22 protein-coding genes are annotated in these 26,401 nt (G+C 29.9%); 7 read left to right on the forward strand and 15 right to left on the reverse strand.

Annotation, left to right across the window (positions count from 1 at the left end; translation table 11 throughout):
- Positions 1 to 38: 38 nt before the first annotated feature.
- From FH779_RS10530 to FH779_RS10570, 9 genes are all read right to left on the reverse strand, one after another.
- On the reverse strand, positions 39 to 476 hold the full coding sequence (locus FH779_RS10530; protein ID WP_180904649.1) for a hypothetical protein: 438 nt from the start codon (positions 474 to 476) through the stop codon (positions 39 to 41).
- Between the two features lie 69 nt (positions 477 to 545).
- The gene (locus FH779_RS10535) at positions 546 to 2,957 is read right to left on the reverse strand and encodes a DUF5686 family protein (RefSeq protein ID WP_180904650.1); all 2,412 of its coding nucleotides are present in this window, start codon (positions 2,955 to 2,957) and stop codon (positions 546 to 548) included.
- Positions 2,958 to 3,033: 76 nt separating this feature from the next.
- Positions 3,034 to 3,588 carry a ribosome recycling factor gene (gene frr / locus FH779_RS10540; protein WP_115000990.1) on the reverse strand — a complete coding sequence of 185 codons (555 nt, stop codon included), beginning with the start codon at positions 3,586 to 3,588 and terminating at the stop codon, positions 3,034 to 3,036.
- An 8-nt stretch (positions 3,589 to 3,596) separates the two neighbouring features.
- Positions 3,597 to 4,307: a UMP kinase gene (gene pyrH / locus FH779_RS10545; RefSeq protein WP_115000992.1), complete on the reverse strand. Its 711-nt coding sequence runs from the start codon at positions 4,305 to 4,307 to the stop codon at positions 3,597 to 3,599.
- Positions 4,308 to 4,357: 50 nt separating this feature from the next.
- Positions 4,358 to 5,125, reverse strand: coding sequence for a TatD family hydrolase (locus tag FH779_RS10550; protein WP_115000994.1), 768 nt, complete (start codon positions 5,123 to 5,125; stop codon positions 4,358 to 4,360).
- The gene (locus FH779_RS10555; RefSeq protein WP_180904651.1) at positions 5,115 to 6,104 is read right to left on the reverse strand and encodes a GSCFA domain-containing protein; all 990 of its coding nucleotides are present in this window, start codon (positions 6,102 to 6,104) and stop codon (positions 5,115 to 5,117) included. Before FH779_RS10555 ends, FH779_RS10550 begins: the two co-directional genes overlap by 11 nt.
- Before the next feature lie 3 nt (positions 6,105 to 6,107).
- Positions 6,108 to 7,079 carry a polyprenyl synthetase family protein gene (locus FH779_RS10560; RefSeq protein ID WP_180904652.1) on the reverse strand — a complete coding sequence of 324 codons (972 nt, stop codon included), beginning with the start codon at positions 7,077 to 7,079 and terminating at the stop codon, positions 6,108 to 6,110.
- A 39-nt stretch (positions 7,080 to 7,118) separates the two neighbouring features.
- Positions 7,119 to 7,574, reverse strand: coding sequence for a hypothetical protein (locus FH779_RS10565; RefSeq protein ID WP_180904653.1), 456 nt, complete (start codon positions 7,572 to 7,574; stop codon positions 7,119 to 7,121).
- Between the two features lie 42 nt (positions 7,575 to 7,616).
- Complete coding sequence (locus FH779_RS10570; protein ID WP_180904654.1) at positions 7,617 to 8,606, reverse strand: LLM class flavin-dependent oxidoreductase; 990 nt, start codon at positions 8,604 to 8,606, stop codon at positions 7,617 to 7,619.
- A 362-nt stretch (positions 8,607 to 8,968) separates the two neighbouring features.
- On the opposite strand from FH779_RS10570, the gene FH779_RS10575 reads away from it, so the two are divergent.
- Positions 8,969 to 10,690, forward strand: a complete 1,722-nt coding sequence (locus FH779_RS10575; protein WP_180904655.1) for a transcriptional regulator — start codon at positions 8,969 to 8,971, stop codon at positions 10,688 to 10,690.
- Positions 10,691 to 10,697: 7 nt separating this feature from the next.
- Here the strand turns inward: FH779_RS10575 and FH779_RS10580 are convergent, their stop codons facing one another.
- Complete coding sequence (locus FH779_RS10580) at positions 10,698 to 12,506, reverse strand: chloride channel protein (RefSeq protein WP_180904656.1); 1,809 nt, start codon at positions 12,504 to 12,506, stop codon at positions 10,698 to 10,700.
- A gap of 370 nt (positions 12,507 to 12,876) precedes the next feature.
- On the opposite strand from FH779_RS10580, the gene FH779_RS10585 reads away from it, so the two are divergent.
- From FH779_RS10585 to FH779_RS10595, 3 genes are all read left to right on the forward strand, one after another.
- Positions 12,877 to 14,163, forward strand: a complete 1,287-nt coding sequence (locus FH779_RS10585; protein ID WP_180904657.1) for a T9SS type A sorting domain-containing protein — start codon at positions 12,877 to 12,879, stop codon at positions 14,161 to 14,163.
- Between the two features lie 262 nt (positions 14,164 to 14,425).
- On the forward strand, positions 14,426 to 15,712 hold the full coding sequence (locus FH779_RS10590; RefSeq protein ID WP_180904658.1) for a T9SS type A sorting domain-containing protein: 1,287 nt from the start codon (positions 14,426 to 14,428) through the stop codon (positions 15,710 to 15,712).
- 132 nt (positions 15,713 to 15,844) lie between these two features.
- Positions 15,845 to 16,234 (forward strand): acyltransferase family protein, encoded by a 390-nt coding sequence (locus FH779_RS10595; RefSeq protein ID WP_244958058.1) that lies wholly within the window; start codon positions 15,845 to 15,847, stop codon positions 16,232 to 16,234.
- Positions 16,235 to 16,480: 246 nt separating this feature from the next.
- Here FH779_RS10595 and FH779_RS10600 read toward each other — a convergent pair whose 3' ends face one another.
- Positions 16,481 to 16,978 carry a hypothetical protein gene (locus FH779_RS10600; RefSeq protein WP_244957947.1) on the reverse strand — a complete coding sequence of 166 codons (498 nt, stop codon included), beginning with the start codon at positions 16,976 to 16,978 and terminating at the stop codon, positions 16,481 to 16,483.
- Between the two features lie 29 nt (positions 16,979 to 17,007).
- A complete protein-coding gene (locus FH779_RS10605; RefSeq protein ID WP_180904659.1) occupies positions 17,008 to 17,535 on the reverse strand; it encodes a hypothetical protein in 528 nt (175 codons plus the stop codon).
- Positions 17,536 to 17,708: 173 nt separating this feature from the next.
- Here FH779_RS10605 and FH779_RS10610 point away from each other — a divergent pair, with 173 nt between their 5' ends.
- Complete coding sequence (locus FH779_RS10610; RefSeq protein WP_180904660.1) at positions 17,709 to 18,926, forward strand: LuxR C-terminal-related transcriptional regulator; 1,218 nt, start codon at positions 17,709 to 17,711, stop codon at positions 18,924 to 18,926.
- A 64-nt stretch (positions 18,927 to 18,990) separates the two neighbouring features.
- Here FH779_RS10610 and FH779_RS10615 read toward each other — a convergent pair whose 3' ends face one another.
- Complete coding sequence (locus tag FH779_RS10615) at positions 18,991 to 21,495, reverse strand: pectate lyase family protein (protein ID WP_180904661.1); 2,505 nt, start codon at positions 21,493 to 21,495, stop codon at positions 18,991 to 18,993.
- A 285-nt stretch (positions 21,496 to 21,780) separates the two neighbouring features.
- Here FH779_RS10615 and FH779_RS10620 point away from each other — a divergent pair, with 285 nt between their 5' ends.
- Complete coding sequence (locus FH779_RS10620; RefSeq protein WP_180904662.1) at positions 21,781 to 22,581, forward strand: T9SS type A sorting domain-containing protein; 801 nt, start codon at positions 21,781 to 21,783, stop codon at positions 22,579 to 22,581.
- 34 nt (positions 22,582 to 22,615) lie between these two features.
- Here FH779_RS10620 and FH779_RS10625 read toward each other — a convergent pair whose 3' ends face one another.
- Both FH779_RS10625 and argS read right to left on the reverse strand, forming a co-directional pair.
- The gene (locus FH779_RS10625; protein WP_180904663.1) at positions 22,616 to 23,086 is read right to left on the reverse strand and encodes a DUF1810 family protein; all 471 of its coding nucleotides are present in this window, start codon (positions 23,084 to 23,086) and stop codon (positions 22,616 to 22,618) included.
- A gap of 63 nt (positions 23,087 to 23,149) precedes the next feature.
- Positions 23,150 to 24,922 (reverse strand): arginine--tRNA ligase, encoded by a 1,773-nt coding sequence (gene argS / locus FH779_RS10630; RefSeq protein WP_180904664.1) that lies wholly within the window; start codon positions 24,920 to 24,922, stop codon positions 23,150 to 23,152.
- 109 nt (positions 24,923 to 25,031) lie between these two features.
- Here argS and FH779_RS10635 point away from each other — a divergent pair, with 109 nt between their 5' ends.
- Complete coding sequence (locus FH779_RS10635) at positions 25,032 to 26,387, forward strand: DEAD/DEAH box helicase (RefSeq protein WP_180904665.1); 1,356 nt, start codon at positions 25,032 to 25,034, stop codon at positions 26,385 to 26,387.
- Positions 26,388 to 26,401: the final 14 nt, after the last annotated feature.

Below are 26,401 nucleotides of genomic sequence, written 5' to 3' on the forward strand. Positions count from 1 at the left end.
ATTTTTGATTTTAGTTTATTTTTTGAAGTGAAATTATTCTAATTCTTAGATTCAAAACGCAAAAGAATTTCATTTATTCTTTGAATAAGAACTTTATCAGAATTATTATTTTGAATTAAATAATCTACATAATTTTTTAATTCGTAAAATTGACTATCAGTTTTAATTTGATCTTTCTCAATTATCTTTTCGATTCTTTTAAAATATGATTCAAAAATATCAATTTCATAATTGGTTGTCTTTATCAAATATTCATTAAAACCAAAATCTCTATCTTCGATAAAATCAGACCTTAAATCTTTAAACCAGTTTTTTAAAATAGTTAATTTTCCTTTTGAATAATATTCTTCTGCTTGAGTTTTTAAACGAAAATATTCATCTTTCATTTCATTATTAAAGGCAAGATGAACAATATAATAATCTAAAGTCGCAACTACTAAATCTCTATACTTTTTAAGTTCAAATTCTTTATCCATAATAATTAGAATTGTAATTGAATATTAGATGAGATTCTGAAACGAGTTCAGAATGACAGCATCCTTATCCTACAAGAAATTCAAATTTACAGTTAATTTTAAGTAGAAATTATCTTGGAATTTTTCTTCTGAATAAGCACCTAAACGATAAAACGCTCCTAAACCAAATGTTTTGAAAATTAAATTGTTTACCTCAACACCTGTTTCGTGATAATAATGGTTCAACGTTTTGAACTCTAAATTTTGATGATCTGCTCTATCTTTCATATCACCCAAAACTCCACGGTAAACGAATTGCGGGAAAATAATTTTGTTTCCAACTTTAACGCCAGCAAAAATATGCTTCAACTGAAATGATACAAATCGATCCGAATAAAATTCACCTGGACGCATTGTTTCGAAATTCGTTAAACCACCTACTCCAAAATTCAAAAAGTCATTTCGTTTTGCATTTCCTTGTCCTTCGTACAAATTCATCAACGGCATTTTACCTTCGACCCAACCTGCATTTACATTAAAATTTGTTTTACCAACTCGCGTATCAAACACATCAAAATAAGAAACATTGAAACGAAGTGGATCATAATCAGAATTGAAAATATCCCAATATTTCGTCAGCGTTGCATAGAAAACAGATTTCCCGCTATTCACCGTCACTTTCCCGTAAGGCGTGCGAATAAACTTGTCTTTTGGCGCAAAACGAATCGCTAATTGCGTGTTATACAAATCGTACCAACCAATATTATTCAGGAAAGAATAATCAAATTCTGCTTGCTGTTTTTCATAATTCGCCGAAATATTGAAAGTTACATTTTTGAAAATATCTTGTTCATATCCAAACGAATAGCGTTTATATGAAAAATATTCGTGGTTATAAATATTACTAAAAGCTCCAGAAATTAGACGTGTATAATTCGATTGCAATAAAATTGGCGTTTTCCCAGAAGCCGAAACATCTTGCGAGTATTTTGCAAAAATTCGACCCGAATAAGGTTTGTTTACATAATAATCTCCACCAAATCCAAACTTGAATGTTTCATCTTTGAAACCATAAGCCGAATATGCATTCAATGAATATTTATCGCTCCAATTTTCATTTGTATTAAACGCAGCACCAAGTCTAAAACCTTCGTAATCGTTAAACGCTAAGATTTTTGTTAAATCTAAATCAACTTTTCCTAACGATAATTTTCCGCCAGAATTGATGATTCGCGTCAATTTCATTTGACGTTCTAACTTATATTTATCGCCAATACTATCAATTGTCGTGTACGTATTTCGCTCTTTGTTCGATAATGACGAATCACGGTAATCTTCCATCACATTGTCCCATTTCTTTTCGTTCATATTTTGAAAAGAAATTTCGTCTTCGTAACCTAAAAATTCGTTGCGTTTGAAATGCGCAGGATTCTGAATATCCTTGAAAGTAGTTTCGAGATTAATCCAAATTTTTTCTTTTTTATCAATAAAATCATCGCCAGCTAATTTCTCAGTGATCTTGAAATTACCAGCTTCCATACGATATTTTTGTTGATTCGGTATCCAAGAACCATTGTTCAATTTCCAATCTGCTTCTAATTCGGCAATATAATTTGCACTTGTATTTTCCGCTTCAATCTTAATCAAAGCAAAGGTTCTGTCATCAATCCAAAGCGTTCCTTTAATTTGTCTTTTATCCGTTTTGATCGATGGGAAAAAACTAATAACAGCCGTTTTTCGTCCATCAATAAAAATATCTTCTTTGAAACCATAACGGTAATGCGAAAGACCTTCGCGACTTACTGGATTAATAATTCCTTTGAAGAAAAAATTGATTTTATCTTGATCAAAATTGAACGCAATTGGTTGCATCGCCAAATATTCGTACAAAGGCGAACGCATTCCAGAAATACGAGAAGATTGCACAATATTTTTTAATCCAAAACGCTTCGAAACTTTGTGATCCATTGCACGTTCTCCCAAAAATAAATGACTATTGTCTAATAATTTTTTCCATTGATTATTGACAGAATCTTTGTGATTTTGAGGTTGAATAATAAACGGAATCGAATCGTTATTTACTGTACTCCAAAATTTTGTGTATGATTTTAGGAAAATATTTCCTCCGTTTCTGATTGTATTCTTAGATTGATTGCGAATTGCTTTGATAATCAAATTACGACCAACAGAATCATTTGTTGTAAAACTAACCTCATCCAAACTAATGAAAGAAGGTTTCATCATAATTTCGACCAACTTTTTACCTTCAGTCTGAATACTTTCCGAGAAATATCCGTTCTTGATTACATCAATAAAATGAACAGAATCATTGATATCCAATTCTCCTAATTCGTCTGTTTGACCAAGGAATTGTTTGGTATCACTGTAAACATTAGCACCTGTTAAACGAAATTCGTCTTGAGCATCGAATACTCTTACTTTAATTTGAGCAAATGTGGCAATTGAGATACAGAAATTTAGCAGGAATATATAATTCTTCATCGTTTGAAATTGATTATGCAAATAAATAAAAAAAGCAGCGAAACGCTGCCTTAAAATATTTTTTTTTCAAGAAAGATTAAACTTTCATGATTTCAGCTTCTTTTTTCGTTAAAGCTTCTTCTAATTTCTTAGAAAACTTGTCTGTTAATCCTTGTACACGTGTTTCGTAATCTTTCACCATGTCTTCAGAAGCTTCTTTTACAGCTTTCAATGCTTTGTTCGCATCTTGGCGTGCATTACGAAGTGAAATTTTAGCAGTTTCCATGTCCGATTTGGCCATTTTTACTAACTCTTTACGACGTTCTTCTGTTACTGGAGGAATACTGATAATGATTGTATCTCCATTGTTAGAAGGTGCAAAACCTAAATTAGCATTAATGATTGCTTTTTCGATTTCGTGAATTAAATTTCTCTCGTATGGTTGAATGCTCAATGTCATTGCATCTGGTGTATTAACATTTGCAATTTGAGTTAACGGAGATAAACTTCCGTAGTAATCAACACGAACTGAACTTAACATTGCAGGAGTAGCTTTACCTGCTCTTAATTTGTCGAATGCAACCTCTAAGTGACTTACAGTTCCCTGCATTTGCTCCTTAGCCGTTTCTAAAATAATATCTAATTCTTCCATTTCGGGATTTATTTATTTGTTACTAGAGTACCTACGTTATCTCCTAAAATTAATTTTTTCAAGTTACCATCTGTATTCATATCAAATACAATAATAGGTAAATTATTTTCTTCACTCAAAGTAAAAGCTGTCATATCCATTACTTTTAAGTTTTTATCATAAACTTCTTGATAAGAAATTGTTTCGAATTTCTCTGCTGTTGGATCTTTTTCTGGATCTGCAGTATAAATTCCATCAACACGAGTTCCTTTCAAAATAACATCAGCTTGCGTTTCAATTGCTCTCAAAACGGCTGCTGTATCTGTTGTAAAATATGGATTTCCTGTTCCTGCACCAAAAATTACGACACGACCTTTTTCTAGATGACGCGTTGCTCTTCTTTTGATAAATGGTTCTGCGATTTGCTCCATACGAATAGCCGTTTGTAAACGCGTATTAACGCCAGCATCTTCCAAAGCTCCTTGCAATGCCATACTGTTAATCACAGTTGCTAACATTCCCATATAATCTCCTTGTACACGATCCATACCAGAAGCAACACCTTGTACACCTCTAAAAATATTACCACCTCCGATTACGATTGCCACTTCGCAACCAAGTTCTGCAACTTCTCTAATTTGTTGCGCATATTGTTTCAGCATATTTGGATCAATACCATATTGTAAATCTCCCATTAATGCTTCACCACTCAATTTAAGTAATATTCTTTTGTATTTCATCTTGTCAAAGGTTTTCTTTTGCAAATATAATTTTTCTATTCTGATTTATCCTAACGTTCGAAAATGTCAAACGCATTTTTTGTTGTAATTGCTGCAATTTCAGCTGGTGTTTGATGATAAATATCGACCAACTTATCGCAAACATGTGTCAAATAACTACTTTCATTTCGTTTTCCACGAAACGGAACTGGAGCTAAATAAGGTGAATCTGTTTCGAGAACGATATGTTTGATATCAAAATCTCCTAAAAATTGATCTATTTTTCCATTTTTGAAGGTTACAACTCCACCAATTCCTAATTTCAAATTAAAATCAATTGCGCGTTGTGCATCTTCTTTTGTTCCAGAAAAACAATGAAAAATTCCAAATAATTTTTCATCTTTCACTTCTTCTAATACTTCAAAAACTTCGTTGAAAGCATCACGGCAATGAATCACAATTGGTAAATTCTTTTCTTTTGCCCATTCAATTTGCGTTTTGAAAGCATCTTGTTGCGTTTGTAAAAAATCTTTTTCCCAATACAAATCAATTCCGATTTCGCCAATCGCTTTAAATGGACGTTTATCAATCCATTCGCGCACATGAGCCAACTCCTCCTCTATTGTATCTGGATGAACCGAACACGGATGCAAACCCATCATTGCAAACATCGAATCTTGATGTTGACTTTCTAATGTCAACATTCTCTCCGTGTAACTTTTATCAATTGCTGGTAAATAAAATCGCTCTACTCCATTTTGCTTTGCTCGCGCAATTACCTCATCTATATCATTCTCAAATTGCTCCGAATATAAATGTGTATGTGTATCAATTAACATGTTTTATTTTTGATTTCAAAAGTTCTTTTTCAGCAGAAAAATCAAGTTGATTTCCTTTTTCTAATTCATTCATCAATGCAATCGTTTTTACTAAAAATTGTTGATGATTGTCTGATTCTTCATTAAAAGGACGATGATTAATCGCTGAAATAACTTTGTTTATTTTTTGAATAATTGTTTGCGTTGATTGTTCGAAATACGTTTCTGAAAACTTTTCCCAAATGTAATCAACGGCTTGTTTCGATGGATGAATCAAATCTTCTTTGAAAAAACGATAATCTCTCAAATCATCCAAAACTAATTCATATGACGGGAAATATTCAACTTGATTATTTTGAAGACTTAATTGATATAAAGCATCCAACAATCTAGCTTTACTTACATTATTTTCGATCATTCCATCTTTTGTATGACGAACAGGACTAACTGTTGTAATGATGCGAATAGTTGGATTAATTTTCTTCAAATCTGAAACAATCAATTCCAACGATTTTAGATTATCTTCTGTTGTTAATAATCTTTTTTCAAATTGTTTTGCCTCAACTTTATGACAATTCGCGACAATTTGATTTGAAGTTTTCCATTCATAAATCCACGATGTTCCCAATGTAATCATCAACACATCACAAGAATGAATGTAATCATGAACCTGATTGATTGTTGAATTTAATTCCTCTAAAACAGCTTCTTTCGTCAACGCATTAAACGACGAATGTACATCGAAACAGAAAAATTCTTCTCCGTTTTGATGTACATCAGTTATTGTAAAATATTTTTTATGAATGCTTCTTTCTATTAAATTTTGAATGGAATGTGAATTAAAAATCACTCCAAATGGATTAATTAATCCGTCAAACTTTAAATCGGTCAAACGCTTTCCAATTTCATCTGAAAAACAAGAGCCTATCGTCAATATTTTGTGTTGATGATTGAGTTTAAAATCAGAAGATTGAATTTGAAAAGTCGTTCGAAATTGCATTTTTTATCCTTGTCGATCAATTAAAACTTCGCTTAACTCTCTCAAATAAGATTTACGTTCTTCTGGAACATCAATTTGATCCAAATAGCTGTGCGCTTTATTCGTATATTCTCTAATTAACGTTGAAAGTTTACGGTTAACATTCAGTTTTCTGAATAATTTTTCTACCGCATATACCTTATCGATATTATCTGTATTTGAGCTATACCAATATAATAATTCCTCTTTTTCTTCTTCGTTTGCCGCTTCTAAAGCAGAAATGTAAAGAATCGTTTTCTTATTCTCGAAAATATCTCCAGCGTGTTTTTTACCTAAATGTTCAAGGCTACCAAAAACATCCAAATAATCATCTTTCAATTGATACGCGATTCCTAAATTCAAACCATATTGGTACAATTTATCCGAATCCTCTTCCGAAGCATTTCCAATCATTGCACCTAATTTCAAAGCACAACCAAGTAAAACACTCGTTTTTAGAGAAATCATTTTGATGTAATCTTCGTACGAAACATTCAATTTTGTTTCATAATTCACATCCAATTGCTGTCCTTCACAAACTTCTAAAGCAGTTTTAGAAAATAATTTTGTCGAACGTTTAAATAATTCTGGTTCTAAATCTTCTAAATATTGATATGCTTTTACCAACATCGCATCACCAGAAAGAATCGCTGTATTTAATCCAAATTTTTCGTGAACTGTTGGTTTACTTCTTCTTAATGAAGCATTATCCATAATATCGTCGTGCATCAACGAAAAATTATGAAAAAACTCAATCGCTAACGAAGGTTTCAACGCTTTTTCAACTTCACCATCAAACAAATCAGTTCCCAATAAAGTCAAAATTGGACGAATTCTTTTACCACCAATATTCAAAATGTAATCCATCGGTTCGTATAATTCTTCTGGATTTTTAGAAAATGGATTTTTATCGATTGTTTCGGCAATTAATTCGTGAAATTTATCAAATGAGTACATAGTTTGATTTTTGTAAAAATTAAGTTTTGGCAAATATAACTAAGAATGATTGATTTTGGGTTGTTTTCTTTTATTTTTGATTGAACCTAAAAATTCGATTCCGACAATCAAATACAAAAGAATTTGACCAATAATCGCAGCAATAAAATAAGGATGACCTTTTTGTAAAACAATCTCAGCACTTTGCGACGAAGGAATTGTCCAAAAATAAGTGGAAACAATTATTAAAAGCAACGCATTAAGCCTAAAAATCCAAATTTTATTCATTTTATATGTTCCAAAATGGATAAATAAAGCGCACAAAAAAGTATAAGCCAACACCTCAAAAAATTCGTTCAACACAAATTGTTCTCTAAATAAGCCAAAAATATCTTTGTGACTTACAAACAAAAATTCTTCTGGAACAAAGTAACTCCAATGGTTTGCAATAAAAAATAAAACAAGATTTAACATCAAAACAATCGTCAATTGATCTTTGAATTGATCAACAAACATTGAATAATAATTGAACTTTGAGATTGACTTCTTTGATTTCATTTAACGAAACAATTCACTTACAATTTGATACGATTTTCGTTTTGCTTTTTGATCAAAAACATTTGTTGAAACCATAATTTCATCAATTTTAGATTCAAAAATAAATTCATCAAAACTCTGCGCCAATGCACCTTTACTTCCAATAAAAGACAAAGCTGTCATTCCTTTTAGCATATATTTTTGCTCAGGCGAAGCTAATTCTAACTGTGTTTTTTCTGGTGGAACAATTGGTTGACGTTTATCGGTAATAATATTCAAGAATCCTTGGTACATCGACATCGATAAATAATGCGCTTCTTCGTCTGTATTCGCCGCAATTACATTGACACAAGCAATCGTATATGGTTCTTGCAAAAATTCAGAAGGTTGAAATTGAGAGCGATATATCTCTATCGCATTATAAAATTGTTGTGGCGCAAAATGCCCCGCAAATGCATAAGGCAAACCTAATTTAGCCGCCAAAAAAGCCGAATCCGTACTTGATCCTAGAATATAAATCGGCACATTTGCTCCTTCTCCAGGAATCGCACGCACTTTACTTTCTTTATTATCTAAACTAAAATAGTTTTGTAGATTTTTGATTTCAGCTTCAAAATCGTAATTCATAAAATTATCGCCTCTACGCAAAATAGACGCCGTTAATTGATCTGTTCCTGGCGCACGACCTAAACCTAAATCAATACGATTTGGATAAAGTGCATCTAATGTTCCAAACTGTTCTGCAACAGATAAAGCAGTATGATTAGGTAACATGATTCCTCCCGAACCAACTTTAATTCTTGAAGTTCCATTTGCTACATAACCTATTAATAAAGAAGTTGCCGCACTCGCAACATTTTGCATATTATGATGTTCGGATAGCCAATAACGACTATATCCTATTTCGTCGACAAATTTTGCGTTATCTAACGTGTTTTTGAACGTTTGATTTAATGTATCCCCTTCTCTCACATAAGCCAAATCTAACACCGAGTAATTTATTTTTCTCATCCGTTCTTTTCTAATTAAAATATGAAACTAAATTACAAAGAAAAAAATTCAAAAAAAATTCCTCCATAACATACATTACGGAGGAGATAAATTTGATAATTGGATTTATAAATAGGTTTAAGTAGTCGAGAGTGTAAAGTTTTTAATTAATAGTTTGATGATAGATTAGTAATCTTTCGAGATACTTAATTCAAAAATAGATAATTAAAAAAATAAATACACAATTTAGGGGGGGACAACTGGGGGGACATTTCGTATTCGATTAAATATCAAATATTTGAAAACATATTAAATCATCGAAATAATTCGAATTTTTGTTAAGATTTACAATTTTTTCGGTCTATATTTGAAAAAATAATATATTGAAAGTTTCTATTTTTTTTACGCTCCTACTCTTTCCTTTTTTATTTTTATCATCATTTAGTTCAATTAATAAAAATGATGAAAGAATTCTTATTGAAAAAATCATCGAACAGAATAAAAATGTGACAGATTCTATTCAATTGCAAAATAATTTCAAGAAATTAGATATTTCATCAACTTCTTTTTTATCAAAAAGTCTAAAATCAATTTATCAAGTTTATTTAGCTAATCTTTATGCGCAAACCAACGATAAATTAAACAAAAAAAGTAATTCGTTATTTGAATCTGCATTGAAAGTTTCAAAAAATGTTAACTCTCCAGAATTACAAATTTGGGTGAACACACAATTCGGGTATTACTATTATAATTTTAGTCAATATCAAAATGCTTATCCATATTTTATGGAAGCATCAAAACTTCTTGACTTAACAAAAGATGAGGATATTTTCTCTAAAAGTGATGTTTACAAAAAGAATGCATTTTACTTTATGAATGTAAAAGAGTTTGATAAAAGTGAAAAATATCTTTTGTTAGCTTTAAAATATACCAACAAAAAAGACGATGAATATGGAACAATTCTGAATGCGATAGGTCATGTTTTTATGAATAAAAATAATATTAACAAAGCAAATAATTACTTCGAGTTAACAAAAGAATATGCAATTCAAAATAAGGATGAAATTCGATATGCAAAAGCTTTAGGTGATATTGCGTCTATAAATATTCTCAATAAACAGTACGATTTAGCGATTGATAATTTGAAAAAAGATATTGAAATTTCTAAAAAATTAAAAAACGCTAGAAATTTAATGTATGCTAATATTCAATTGGGAAAATTGTACTTGCAATTAGATCGAATTGATGATGCTAAAATAATTTTGAATGAAGCAAAAGATTATGCTTCTCAAAAAATTTATTTGAACAGTTTTGAATATGATATTTATAAAATCTTATTAGAAATTGCTTTAAAAAACAATAACACCAATGAGGAGTTACTTTGCCGAAGAAAATTGGATGAATTGGAATTAGAATTGCAAAAAACAGATGGTCAAAATGTGATTAATGAAATTAATTGGAAAATTCAACAAGAGAATTTTAACTTTAAATATGAAGCAGAAAAAGCAAAACAAGAAAAAACAACCATCCTAAAAAATGCATTATTTCTTATTTCTTTTCTATTAATCATCATCATTTTAGTTGTAATAATTTCTTATCGTAGAAAAATAAAAATACAAAATTCCACATACGACAATAAAATATTATCTATTCAAAATGATAAACTTAAGTCTGAAAATAAATTAAATAAAACTGCTCAAACTTTAGAATCATATAAAACTTATCTGTCTGAAAAGAATAAACAAATAGTTACATTAAAGAATGAAATCAATTCGATTTCTAATTCAAGTGCCACAAACAAAGAAAAACAATATAATGAATTAGTTAATCTCTTAGATTCGCATTTGATGACGGACGAAAGTTGGGGTAATTTCAAGAATATTTTTGCCCATGAACAAAACGATTTTGTAAAGTATCTTTCTCAAAATTTCCCATCTTTAACTGAATCTAATTTGAGAACTATTTACTTGTTAAAATTAGGCTTGAACAATTTAGAAATTTCTCAAATCTTAGGAATTTCTGCAGATTCAGTCAAAAAATCGAAACAGCGCTTAAAAAAGAAATATGAAAATTTTGAGTTGATTTTTAAAGATAATGATGATTAAGAAACAATTATTCAATTCTCAACTTATTCAAATTACTTCGATAACTTTCTAATAATAAACTTTCCGTTACATAACCTTCAAATTTACCTTTTTTAGTGAGTAAAATATAATCTATTTTTTTTGCTTCCATCATTTTCATCACGTTTGCAGCATTCGTAAAAATAGATGTCGAAGTTGCTTCTGTAATACATTCTAAGTAGCTTTTATCAATATTATCATTAAAAATAAATGATCGAATATTATCTAAAACTATAACTCCATGAATCGATTTATCTTCGTTTAGAACTGGAATAAAGTCTTGTGTTGTAGTAGAAAAAATTTCTTTTATATCTTCAATTGAATTGTAAACTGTCAATGTTTTGATATTCTTGATATAAATCGAAAACAAATCAATTTTATTGAACAAATTTCGGTCTTTATCAGATGTAAAAACAATTCCTTTTTCTGCTATTGCGTATATATCCATCGAATATTTGTCGTATCGTTTTGAAATTGCAAAACTTATCGAAGAAACAATCATCAAAGGAATAATCAATCCATAACCTCCCGTAATTTCGGCTATTAGGAAAATCGCTGTTAATGGGGCGTGAAACAATCCACTTAAAACAGCTGCCATTCCAACAACTGTAAAATTACCAACAGGAACTTCTTTGAAACCAATCAAGTTAAAGAATTTTGCAACAAAAAAACCAAGATATGACCCAACAAATAACGAAGGTGCGAAGTTTCCTCCGTTTCCTCCACTTCCTAAAGTTAAACCTGTTGCAATAGATTTGATTAAAATTGTGACAAAAACAAATCCTAAAACTATCCATTGATTCGTTCTAAAACTCTCTAACAATGAATTATTTAAGATAAAACCAGCTTCATCATTTGCTAAATATTTTATACTCTCATAACCTTCACCAAATAATGTTGGGAAGAAGAAAATCAATATTGCTAAACTTCCGGCACCAACAATCGCTCGCCAATATACATTATCCGAATAATTCCCTATCAAATGTTCAACTTTACGAAATAATCGAGCATGATAAACTGAAACAAACCCCGCTAAAACACCCAAAATCACATAGAAAATAACATTATGATAATCAAATCCTAACGCATAACGAAAGGATAATAACATATTGCTTTTTAAAGTTAAATTAGCAATTAAAGCTCCTGTTGCAGAAGATAACAATAAAGGAATAAAAGCAGTAACACTCATATCCGCTAATACAATTTCTATCGCGAACAAAACACCTGCAATTGGCGCATTGAATGCTGTCGCAATACCAGCTGCAACACCACAAGCCAACAAAAGTGTTCTTTCTTTGTATTTGAATCTGTAATATTGTGCATAATTAGAACCAAAAGCTGCACCAGTAATTGTAATTGGGGATTCTAAACCAGCCGAACCACCCATACCAACTGTTAAGGAACTCGTTAAAATCTGAGCATACATCTGTTTTTTAGGCATTATTCCAGACTTTTTAGCTACAGCAATCATAATTTGAGAAGTTCCCTTTTCTATCGAACCATCCAAAAATTTCTGTACTACAAAAACCGTCAACAAAATACCTATAATTGGCAATATACTATTGATATAAGGTAGTTTGACTAAATTATTAATATAAATAGTAAATTGAAAAACATTGTGCGCAAAAGTTTTTAGCACAATCACTGCAAAAGCAGATGAAATAGCTACTAAAATACACGATAAATACAAAAATTGTCGCTCTGTTAAAACCAATTTTAATAGATTCAACAAGTTTTGAAAAAAATTAAATGATTTTTTAATGTATTGAAAAAACTTTTGTTTTGTAGAAAGTCGCATACTTCAAAAATAGTGTACCTTTTGTTTATTGCCTAATTTAACTGCCACGAATTACACAAAAAGTAAACCAATAATACATAAAAGAATAAAATTTTTGAGAAAAAAAATAATTAATCATCTAATAACTATTTAATGCTAACAACTTCAATGATCTATAAACATTCACTTTTATAAATTATTTACTTTTCTATGATTCACTAAATAAAAGAATATTCATTAAAAGCATTTTTACAATTAATAAAATAACTTATTAATAATAAACACTTTAAACTTTATTATTTCAGAATAAACATTTACATACATAACTAAACAGCAATTGATTGAGAATAAAATATAATTTTATAATTCAATGAATTAACACTTTAAAATAATGAAAAAAATTTACTTCAAGCTTATTGGTTTAACCATGGGTGTATTTATGTTAGCTAGTAATAAAACTAATGCACAAGTTTATGTTATTGGGAATGGAGAATATGCTACAAGTGTATCAAATGATGGAAATGTTGTTGTTCTTTTTGGATTGGACAATAACTATTATTGGACAAAAGACAAAGGTGTCCAACAATTAGGAGAAATAGTACCAGGAAGTTATAATGGTGGTGTATCTACAGTTACAGCTGACGGAAAAATAATTTCTACTAATGTAGTTGATCCCAAAACAGGTATTAATCAAATTGCTACTTATAATTTAGAAAAAGATGAGTGGAATTATTTAGGAGGTCTTGGTAAAATTGTCGATAGTGAAACAAGTTCTGTATGGGGAATGACAGGAAATGGATCGGCAATAGTTGGAATCGCAAGTACATCCGACGGATATGGTCACGCTGTTAAATGGACAAAAGAAACTGGTTTAGTTGATTTAGGCTCGACTACTCCAAAATCAGCATCTAGAGCAAATGCAATAAGTGAAGACGGAACAATGATTGCAGGATGGCAAGATGATAAAAATGGAGCCAGATATGGAGCTTATTGGAAAAATGGAGTACAACATTTAATAAAAGACAATAATGGAAATCCTGTTTACGAAATTAGTTCTGTTTCGGGAGACGGAAAATGGTTATTAGGTTCTCAATTTGAATATGCAATGAAATGGAGCGAGGAAACTGGAGTACAATTAATTGAAGATTCTAATGCAGATCCATTTTATGTTGGAGCGGCTACAGCTACAAATTATGATGGAAGTGTAATTGTTGGATATTACAGAGAATTTCCTGGACCTGCAATGATGGGTGATGGATTTATTTGGACAAAAGAAACAGGAAAAATCAGTTTAGATGAATATGTAAAAAATCTAGGATATGATAATTTAGGAATTACCTTTTCTTTACCTTATGCAATATCTAAAGACGGAACAAAAATTGTCGGTGTAGGAAGAACAACTGAAGAAGCAGTTTCTTTTATGATTTCTCTTCCTAAATTAGGAACTTCAGAAGTAAATAAAGTTCAATATTCTGTTTTTCCTAATCCTACAAGTGATATAATAAACATTGAGACAAAAGGAAAATTATCTTCATCAATATTATATAATATGACTGGACAAAAAGTTCTTTCTTCTAATGAAAAACAACTTAATATTTCGTATCTACCTAAAGGTACTTACGTTCTAAAAACAATTATTGATGGAAATGAAAACACTAAAAAAATTATTAAAAAGTAAATTTTATTAATCAATATTTAACAAGCCAGAAATTAATTTCTGGCTTGTTTATTTATTACTATAATATTTTTAATAAAAATTATTCAAATCAATTCAAAGAATTTCCTTAAAATCATTTAACTAACAATACACGTAAAGTTATGTTAATCAATGTTTTATTCTTCGTAATTAAAGAAAACAATATAACTTTATCCAAAACAAATCATCCTCAGTTAATAAAGTCTAAATTTATCATTCAAATTAATTAACACAGAAATTCATTATGAAAAAAATTTACTCAAAACTTAAAAGTTTAGCTGTATTATCAGCTTTAATTGGGGGAACAAGCTTTGTTAATGCACAAGTTTATGTTGTTGGAGATGGTCAAACTGCATACAGCGTATCAGACAATGGAAAAGTTGTAGTATTAAACACAGTTGATAATAATTTTTATTGGACACCAGAAAAAGGTATTCATTTATTAGGAGAAATTGCTTCTGACACTTCAAACTCAGGGCATCCATTGGTTACTGCTGATGGTAATAAAATTGCTGTAATGGTTGCTAAACCTGAAACAGGTGTAAACCAAATGTCTATTTATGATATCGAATCTGACACATGGAAATATCTAGGCGGACTTGGGGGAGTTTCAGATAACGAAACAAGTTCTGTTTGGGGAATGAGTGCTGATGGAAAATATATTTCGGGATTAGGTGCTACTAAAGACGGAAGTTTTCATGGTATTGTGTGGAACGAAGCAACTGGATTTACAGATTTAAAAACTGATGGCGAGTATTATTCTCGTGCGAATGGAATTAGTGATGATGGTAAAATTGTTGTTGGTTGGCACGATACTGACTTTGACCGTTGGGGTGTTTACTGGGAGAATGGTGAAAGACATCAAGTTTTAGATCAAGACGGATATGAAGTTCTTGAATTAGCAGGAGTTTCTGGTAATGGAAAATGGATGATTGGAGCAACGGGAGAAGATGTAGCTATGCGTTACAGTAAAGAAACAGGCGTACAATTGATAGAACATCCTAAACAAGGATTCTATTTTAATGGAGCTGCAACAGCAATAAATACTGACGGTAGCGTTATTGTAGGTTTTTATAGACCTTGGCCTGGACCTGCATTCATGGGGGAAGGATTTATTTGGACTGAAAAAACAGGACGAGTTGAATTAAATGAATATGTAAAATCTCTTGGTTATGATGATTTAGGTATTACATTCGCATTACCTCTAGGAATGTCTAAAGATGGAACTAAAATTGTTGGTTTAGGCAAAACCGATGAAGGTGTTGTTTCTTTCCTTATTTCTTTACCTAAATTAGCTACTACAGAAGTTAATACAGTAAAATTTGATATATATCCAAACCCAAGTTCAGATGTTATCAATATAGAAAGTAAAGGAAAAGTAACTGCTTCTGTTTTATACAATATGGCTGGACAAAAAGTTCTTGATTCTGATATGAAACAAATCAATATTTCTTCTTTACCTACAGGAACTTATATTTTAAAAACTACTATTGATGGTAAAGATGTTACGAAAAAAGTAATGAAAAAATAATTTACCTTAATTCATATCATAAAAAATCTCGAGCAGATGCTTGAGATTTTTTTATTTAATTAATTTTCTTATTTCGATTTTATTTTAGGAATTATTACCTGTCAAATCTATAAAAAGATAAAAGATACGCCTATCAATTTTTCGAAAGGAACTTTAATAGAGATCGCTGCAATTACAGTTTTGGCAATCTTTTTTTACTTCCACAATGATGTTGCGAGAGCTTTTCGTTACGGAATTTATTATTGGATTCCGATGGTTGGAATTGTCTTAGTTTTTGCATTACAAAAAGGTTTATTTTCGAGAATACTTCAACATAAAACATTGGTTTATTTAGGTGAAATCAGTTTTGCGTTTTACATGATTCATATGATTGTGATAAAATATGGAAATCAATATTTACCTAAAATCAATGATTTCCAGAAAATTGGAATTTATTTTGTAATTGCTTTAATTCTAAGTGCATTAACGTTTGAATATTTTGAGAAACCCGTTGCGAAGTGGATCAAAAATAAAGTGAAGTAGTAGCGAGCATTTCTAGAAAATTAATTCAAATAGTTGATTATAATTGAAATTGTAACAACGATAATTGAAACAACAATCAAAATATCTAAGTAATTTATTTTTTTCGAACCAAAATTTGTTGTTCGTTTGCGTTTTCGTGAATACACTATTTCTTTGTTCATTTTTTTAAAAGAAAATAAGCCGCGAGCTACCACGACTTATTTGTCAAATAATTAATAGTACATTATATAGTTTATAGTAATCCTATTATTGGTACTTGTAACAGCTTCCTGTTTTCTTTGCCGATTTACCTGTCATTTTATCAGATAATAATAGAATAAATGGACATCTAACTTCTGCAGCTTGTTGTTTCAAAACTTTTTCTGCACGTTCATCTTTTCCATTTCCAGTTCTGAAGTTAATCATACCTGTTTTAGATTTTAAATCATCTCCTTTTTTCAAACCTGCAACCAAAGATTTATCTTCCAAAATAATCACTTTCCCCCAATCTTTATCGTCAGTAATTTCAATTTTATCAGAAACATCTTCAATACGTGTACTTTTCCCGTAAAATACTTTATTAACAGAATATTTACTCAAAGACTGTATAGCATCTTCTCCATCATACGTATATTCTACCGTAAATTCTCCTACACGCTTAATCTGACCTTCGATAATCTCACCAGAATGTTTGTAAATTTTATCTACTTGTCCAAATGCTAGCGAAGCCATAAGACCTAATCCTAAAATAAAAATGTTTTTCATTGTTAATTGTTTTAAATATTGACTTAATTTTAATTGATCTCTAAAATACTTTCAGTTTCGTTGATTGTAATTGTGGTTTTTAGAGGACTAGATTCCAGTAAACCATAATTTTCTTTTAGATTGGTGGTCGGTTTTTTCAATAAATCAATTAATTGATCAATTGATTCTTGATAGATTTTCTTTTTTGTTGAGCTCTTAACTAAAGAAATATAATACGTCTTATAGTTTTTCTTAATTGGAGCTTCTTTTTCTATTTCTTCTGCAATATTTTTAAAGAAACTAGTTCTATTTTCAGAATTTTTGACCACAATACGTTTTATATTTTTACCTTCAGTTTCTACCTCAATATTCAACGTATATGGTTCAATTTTTACTGAGTTGTACATTACTTTTTGATTTCCAAAATTATCTTCAACAGATGTAGAAGAAACTTTATAAAAATCCTCTAACTCATTTACTCGATTTCCAATAAATTGTTTTAAATTTTTGTAATCCAAATTTTGAGAGAAACCCATACTACACAACAATAGTAATAAAGTAGATAAAATAATCTTCATTTTTATAAATAATTAGCTATTAACACTAGATTTATGTGTTAAATAAATTCTTTGCAAATTTTAGGATTCAGTACTTAAATTCCTACTTTTGCAGGAGTAGTTATGAGGTAGTTTAATGATTACTACCTATGGGTAGTTGAGTTACTTTACTAAATATCAGTCATATAATAAAAATGAATAACAAAACACTTTTAATATTCTTTACTCTATTTTTCACCCAGGTAGGGATAGGAAATACAATAAATTCCGAAATTCTAAAAAAAGAAATTTCATCTTATAATGAAATTGGTTCATTTGATAAATCAATTATCAAATTGGATAGTATTATACATTCTAAAAACGTAACGAATTACGATTTATATAATCTGTATTTGTTAAAATATCTTACATATAAAACATTATTAAATTATCCAGAAGCAGAAGAAAATTTAAACGTTGCTGAAAAATATGGTTTAAAGAGTGCTAAATACAAATCCGAAGTTGAGACAAGAGTTTTGATTGAACGAATCTTTATCCAATTTGATTATTTAAAATATGATAAGGTTGAGGAATTGCTCGAAAAAGTAAATAAATCTAATTTAAAATATTTGGATGCCGAAACGTTTGGCTTTTATATTTCTGTTATAGGCACAATGAATAGTATAAATAAAAATTATATTCAGGCAGAAAAAGATTATTTGGAAGGGATAAAAATTTTGAAGCAAAAATCTCCCAAACATTTACCTAATATTTATAGAAAGCTTTTACACTTATATACAGAAACAAAAGACAATAAGAAGGCTTTAGAAGCTTTTAACAAAGGGTTATATTATGCAAAACATTATGGTATAAAACTTTATATTTTGAATATGTACGAATCTCTTACTTGGTATTATGCTCAGAATGAAGATTGGGAAAAAGCATATAAAACAAGATTAATTGTGAATGATCTTGCAACCGATTATGATGCAATTAATCAAAGTGGAAAATTACAAAATTTAGAAAGAGAAATCATTAACAAACGAAATGATTTAGAAGTTCGAAATCAGAAAAATATCCGACTATTTCTGGTTATTATTTCTGCAATTTTGATCATATTATTAATTGTTCTTTATAAATTCTACAAGATAAACATCGAAAAAAGAAAACTTGTTGAAAATGAAAATGAACGGATGAGAAATAAACTTTCTAATTTGATTAATCATTCAAATAATGCAAATCAAGTTGAAAAGAAAATCATTTTAAGTGATTATAATCTTTCGGAAAGGCAATTGGATATCATCGAATTAGTAAAAAAAGGATTTACAAATAAAGAAATTGCAACTGAACTCTATATTTCTGAGAATACAGTGAAATATCATTTGAAGGTTATTTACAATACTTTAGGAATAGAGAGTCGTAATTCGTTGTAAATAATAAAAGTCTACTCATATAAAATGAGTAGACTTTTTGTTAATTAATTATAAAGCTATTTTATTATTTCTTTATAATTTTTTTAGTTTCAATACCATTATCTGTTTCGATTTGAACAATATAAATACCAGATTTCAATCCTTTCATTCCAATTATTGATTGATTATTCACTTGTTTTACAACTTGTCCTAAAGTATTTAAAACCGTCACTTTATTAATCTTATTATTCAAATTAGATCTCACCTCAAATTTATCTTGAACTGGATTTGGATAAATAGAAATATTCGAATTAGTGATGCTAACTTCTGATGTCATCAGATTTTCTTTTTCAAATTCAGTTTTGATATAATATAAGTTAGCCGTATCGCCTTTTGTAATTTTATTTTCACCAATAGGAACATCATTTATAATTACAATACCATCTTTTGCTACATAATTTACGCCATTAAGTTTTATCTTACCATTAAAACTTGGATCAAGAACCAATGTTAAAGTTGATTTCTTTTTAGTCGTATAACTAATAACTGTTGCAGATTCTATTTTCAGACGTTTTGTAAAAGTCAACTCATCATAAGTGGCCGTTCCATCTGTTGAATTAATATTAGCCGTTCCAGAAAATGTATAAAACTTACTTGATAAACCGTTTATTGTAAAGTTATGCGTTTCTACGCTTGCACTTGTTTCATCTGTATCAATTGTAATTGTTCCCGTTGCTGAAATTGGTGTTCCTGTACCAATAGTTTTAACCGTAAAACTTGTATCTGAAGTTGGTATACCAAATACCAATAATGTTTTTGTCGAAATATCTTTCGTAAAATCTATTCCATTTGCAGGAAGTCCAACTATTTCTAAATCACTTGCTGTTCCTCCCCAAACAAAATTCATTGGTTCTATTGCTGTATTTGATTTTACTGTCTGATCATTATTAGTTGGTATTACTAATGTGTGCGTACTTACAGGTGTATAATCGATACCTTGAACATAAACCAATGAGGATTTATAATTTTTCAATAAATTCATCAATGCCTGATTTACTGCGTACGATTTATCATCAACAGAATTATCAAACGTAAATTTTATATCTCCTCCCTGTACTCTACCTGCATATTTCATAATTTTATCTTTTGCGATACTTGGTTCATCAACTATCAAATTCTTTACATAAAATGAAGAATTTGTATCAAAATTATTATAAACCGAAGCTCCTTTCAAAGCTTTAATAGAAGAACTTAATACTTCATCTCTTGTTTTTGAAACATAAGCATCAAACTGAATAGGATTTGAAGATGCATCGTAAGGCAAAAATGAATTAGCTCCTTCTATATAATTATTAAAAGCTTTTATAATTCCGCCATCTTCATTAGAAAAAGTTCCTGTTGAATTAGATGCGATATCACTTCCTTGTTTAGAAATCAACATAGGATATTTTGAATTCCTGAAATAATTGCCTTCAGCAAAAATAGAAGCACCCATAGTCGTTCCAATACCATATTTAGAATTACCATCGTAATAATTATTATAAATGTGAGTTGTATAAGTTCTTACACGAGGATGTCTAGAATCTGAATGATCAAACCAATTATGATGGTAAGTTGCATAAGCATTAACTGTATTCGCTTCGCTCAAACCAAGCAGACTTGATTTACCATTATCCCAAAAATGATTATACGAAAAAGTGATATAGCCAGATTTTTTTGCATCTAAAGCTCCATCTCCTTTTTCTTGATCTGCATCTTTTCCAGGAAAACCATAAAATAGGTCATTATTATGTACCCAGATATAATCATTGGATTGTTGCAAGCTTATATTATCTCCTTCAGCTGCATCAGTTAACATAAATCCTAGATTACGAATTTCTACATTTGAAGCATTTTTAATTCGTACTCCCCATCCATTTGCTACAGCATCTATTCCAACACCTTCAAATGTGATATAACTTCCACTATTATTGTTATTTTCTATAACAATATCTCCATTCAACATGTATGAAAAATCAGTTACATTTCCTAAAAGACGTACAACAAGAGGTCTCGTATCTTTTCCTTTCTTAAAACCATCTAAGATATTTTGTAAACCAACACAAGGATTACTATTTGCCCCAGTAACATTCAAACTTATAGAGTTCTTGTTATCCTCTGAAACATACAAAACAACAGCATCATTTTTTAATGTTCCGTCAAAATTATACGCTCCTGGTGCTCTATTGTTACTATGTGCAAAACCATTACGGTCATAAGGTAATACAGTTACATTACTTGTGACAACATTCTCTTTTTCAATACCATTTACAACTGATACTATTTTAAATGTATATTCTCCAGAAGCCAATCCTAAAATATCAGCTCTGAAAAAAGATCCGTAATTCCTTATTAATTGAGTGTCTATTTTTCTGTTAGTGATTCCGTTTCCTGAATAATATACATTGTAACTATCAACTGTTTCTGAGGGAGGATTCCATTTAACATAAGCAGATTCTAACCATCCTGCTGATTCTGTAACATTAACTTTCTGAGCGGATAAATTAACTATTCCTAAAACTCCAAAAGCACTTAATAAAATTTTTTTCATAAATAGTGTTTTAATTGTAATCGATTACATTATTTGTTTAAAAAATAACTTTTATCTTGATTACATATGTGTATTATGTACAATATTAACAATTATTTTAAATATATTCCAAAAAACAAATCAAAATAAGTAATCTATTAATCAACAACTTATATAATTATACTTATATTTATTTTAAAGCGTCATATTTACACTAAAAAGTGAAATTTTATTGGAAAATAAAATAATATAATTAACTTTATGCAAACGATTACACTAATATTAATCACAAAAAAAATTCAAATTATGAAGAAATCTTTAATCTTTTCTGCATTATCTTTAACGATAATGTCACTTAGTGTTAATGCTCAAACATTAACTAAATCCTGGGATTTTAGTGCATGGGATAATGAATCAACTGGTTATTCTGAAACTAAAATTATTGATAACCTAGGTCTATTTGCTGGCGCAAGTGTAACAAATATGGGAGTTGTTGAAAGTAATAATGCTACATTTCCAGACGCATGGAAAGGAAGTAAGCGATTAAAATTAAATGGAGGAAGCTACGAAAGTACTGAAACTTCTTTTATCTCACCATCAAAAAGATATTTATTCTTTTCTGTTACAGAACCTGTTAAAATAAAGGTTTGGTTTAAATCTGGAAGCTCTTCAGGTACAAGAACATTATATATAACTGATGGAAAGGAAGTTATCAGTAAAATAGATGTAAATGGAAGTGATAATATTACAACCGATTACATTGAATATAAAGGAGGTGCAGGAACTATTTATTTAGGAGGTGATCAAGCTTTAAACATTTATAAAATAGAAGTTTATGACGGAAAATTAGGAACAACCTCTACTCTATCTACAAAAAACGTATCTACAAAAAATTCTGTAAAAGTTATAAGTTCTAATGGAAAGATTTTTATTTCCAACTTAAAAAACACGAATACTAAAATTAATGTCTATACTTATTCAGGAAATTTAATTAAATCTTTAAATACTACTCAAGATATTAATTTTGATTTAAATAATGGAAATTATATAGTTAATATTCAATCTGATGATGAAGTTACCTCAACAAAGGTTATTGTAAAAAAATAATCTCATAAAAAAATCTCGCAATTGCGAGATTTTTTTATTTATTCATTTGTTTCAATATACTTAATGTTTTTTTATCGACTTGATCTGCATAAAAAAACTTCAAAACATCTTTGATAATTTTTTCTTTCGGAACTATAAAGTTGAATAATGTCAAACTTGATTTCAGTTTCATTGCATCATTTTTTCCGAAAATTAATTGCGGAATTACGCCTATATGTTGCATTAATAATACAGATAAAACTTCTAAATAATTTCCCCAAAGTTCTTCATCTTTCACAAAAGCTCTCGCCTCTTCTTTTGAAGAAATCGAAAATTCTAATGACGAATCACTCGAGCCTAATCCAACTAATTGAGGAAACATAAAAACAATCCAATTCGTTTGTTTTTTTCCTGCATGAACTTCCATTAAGATTTCATCATACACAAAACTTTGCGCATCGTGAAATCGTTTCAAATTAAATTTATCGTGAGGATCTTTTTGTTTCAGTAAATCTCCTATTTTCATATTGTAAAGTTAAAAAAATACCTCACCAAATTGATGAGGCATTTTATTTATTTTATAAGTCGATTACATTCTTTCTGGAACACCAATTCCTAATAAACGTAACGAATTCTGAATTGTATTTGCAACCCATTGAGAAAGATATAAACGGAAATTTTTCACGTTTTCATCTTCATTTTTCAAGATTGGGTTATTTTGGTAGAATGAATTAAATAATTTCACTAATTCATACACATAATTCGCAATCAAAGCAGGGCTCATTTCTGTTGCTGCTTTTTCTATTGTATCTTCGAAATCGTATAATGCACGAATAATTTCTTTTTCTGCATCATTCAACTCTATTGCATTTACATCAAATTCTTTTGGTGATTCTTTTCTCAATAATGACTGAATACGCGCAAAAGTATATTGAATAAATGGTCCTGTATTTCCATTAAAATCGACAGATTCTTTCGGATCGAATAAAATACGTTTCTTAGGATCTACTTTCAAAATGTAATATTTCAAAGCACCCATCGCAATTGTTTCGTACAACTCAGCTTTTTCATCATCAGACATTCCGTCTAATTTTCCTAATTCTTCAGAAATCTCTTTTGCAGTATTGTAAACTTCTTGCATCAAATCATCTGCATCAACAACAGTTCCTTCACGCGATTTCATTTTTCCGTTTGGTAAATCAACCATTCCGTAAGACAAGTGATGTAAAGCATCAGCCCAAGAATAACCTAATTTTTTCAAGATTAAGAATAAAACTTTGAAGTGATAATCTTGCTCATTTCCTACAACATACGTTAATTCTTCTAACGTTGGATTATTTTTGAAACGCTCTACTGCAGTTCCCAAATCTTGCGTGATATAAACTGAAGTTCCGTCCGAACGTAAAACTAATTTTTCATCCAAACCTTCTGCAGTCAAATCAATCCAAACAGAACCATCTTCTCTTTTGTAGAAAACACCTTTGTTTAAACCTTCTTCAACAATATCTTTTCCTAAAATATAGGTATTTGATTCGTATAAATATTCGTCAAAAGCAACACCAAGACGTTTGTACGTTTTCGCGAAACCATCATACACCCAACCGTTCATTTTTTGCCAAAGCTCAATAACTTTTGGTTCATGTGCTTCCCATTGACGCAGCATTTCTTGTGCTTCTAAGAAAATTGGAGCTTCTTTTTTCGCTTCATCTTCAGTTTTTCCTTGTGCTTCTAATTCTTTGATTTCTTGACGATAGTGTTTGTCAAATTCCACATAATATTTTCCTACCAAATGGTCGCCTTTCATATTTGCAGATTCTGGCGTTTCACCATTTCCAAATTTTTCCCAAGCAATCATCGATTTACAAATGTGAATACCACGATCGTTGATAATTTGTGTTTTAATCACATTATTTCCTGCTGCTTCAATGATTTGAGAAACCGAAAATCCTAACAAATTATTACGGACATGTCCTAAATGCAAAGGTTTGTTTGTATTTGGCGATGAATATTCTACCATTACCGTTCTCGAATTTTCATCAACTTTTGTAATTCCAAAAGTTGAATTTTGAGCATTTTGAGTAAAATTTTCTAAAAATTCTACTGAACTTAAACTCATATTCAAGAAACCTTTTACAACATTAAACGCTGTAATTTTATTATTTTCAACCAAATTTTCACCGATTTTAGAACCGATTTCTTCTGGTTTACCTTTCAAAGTTCTGATTAATGGGAAAACAACCAATGTATAATCACCTTCAAACTCTTTCCTTGTAAACTGAATTTCAACAGATTCAGGGTTAATTTGATAAACGTTTTGAATCGCTTCTAAAACATTCTGCGTGATGTATTGTTTTAAACTCATTTTATTCCTTTTTACTTAATCGAAATGCAAAAGTACGAAGTTTCAACGAATTTGAACGGATTGCACATTGAGTTTTTAAGAAGTCATCAAGAAAACTTATCTTTGCAAAATGAAAGCTACATTCGCGGATTTCGAATTAACAAAACAATTGAGTTCGGCTTTAGAAAAGTTGAATATCACAACCCCTACTCCAATTCAAGAAAAATCATTCAAACCGATTCTTTCTGGACGAGATATAATGGGAATTGCCCAAACAGGTACAGGTAAAACAATGGCTTATTTATTGCCTTTGTTAAATACATATCAATACTCTAAAACGAATCAACCAAAGATTGTTATTTTGGTTCCGACACGCGAATTAGTTGTTCAGGTTACCGATATTTTAGAGCAATTAACAGAATTTATCAATGTTCGTGTTTTAGGAATTTATGGTGGTGTAAACATCAATACACAAAAATTATTGGTGTATGAAGGCGTTGATATTTTGGTTGGAACACCAGGTCGTGTCTTAGATTTGGCGATTGACAATGTTTTATCATTCAAAGAAATGAAAAAATTAGTAGTTGACGAATTTGACGAAATGTTGAGTTTAGGTTTTCGTCCGCAACTGATTCATTTATTTACAATGATGAGCGATAAACGTCAAAACATTTTATTTTCTGCAACGATGACAGATCAGGTTGATGATATGTTGCACGAATATTTCAAAAATCCTATTGAAATTTCGTTGGCTCGTTCGGGAACTCCTTTAGAAAAAATTTCTCAATCAGCTATTTCTGTTGAGAATTTCAATACAAAATTGAATTTAATTGTTCATCAATTAGATGATAAAGCTAAATTTGAGAAAGTTTTAATTTTCGCAAACAATAAAAAACATGCTGATTTAATTTTCAATCATTTAGATGAAATTTATCCAGATGAATTTGGTGTAATTCATTCTAATAAATCTCAAAATTATCGTTTGAGAACAATGGAAGCCTTTACCAGAGATGAATACCGAGGAATTATTACAACTGATATTATGGCTCGTGGTTTAGATATTCCAGATGTTACACATGTAATCAATTTCGAGATTCCAGATGTTCCAGAACAATATATTCACCGAATTGGACGTACAGGACGTGCGGATAAAAAAGGTGAAGCAATTTCTTATTTTTCTGAAAAAGAAATTGAGCGTTTAGATGATATCGAAGCCTTGATGGATAAAGAGATTGAAGAGATTCCTTTCCCTGAAGATGAAGTAAAAATCAATCCTGTAAAACGTGAATTCGAGAAAGATGTTGTAAAAATGAAACAGCTTACAACTGTAAAAATTGAAGAACGTGGTGCAGCATTTCACGAGAAAAAAGATAAAAATAAAAAGGTGAATTTGGGAGGTCCTACAAAACGTAAACCACCAAAATCTAAACCTAAAAACCGTGGTCAGCAAAAACAAAAAGCGAAAGCACGCAAAAAAGGAAAATAAAATGAAAGCGACCG

Source organism: Empedobacter falsenii (assembly GCF_013488205.1).
GTDB lineage: Bacteria > Bacteroidota > Bacteroidia > Flavobacteriales > Weeksellaceae > Empedobacter > Empedobacter falsenii_C.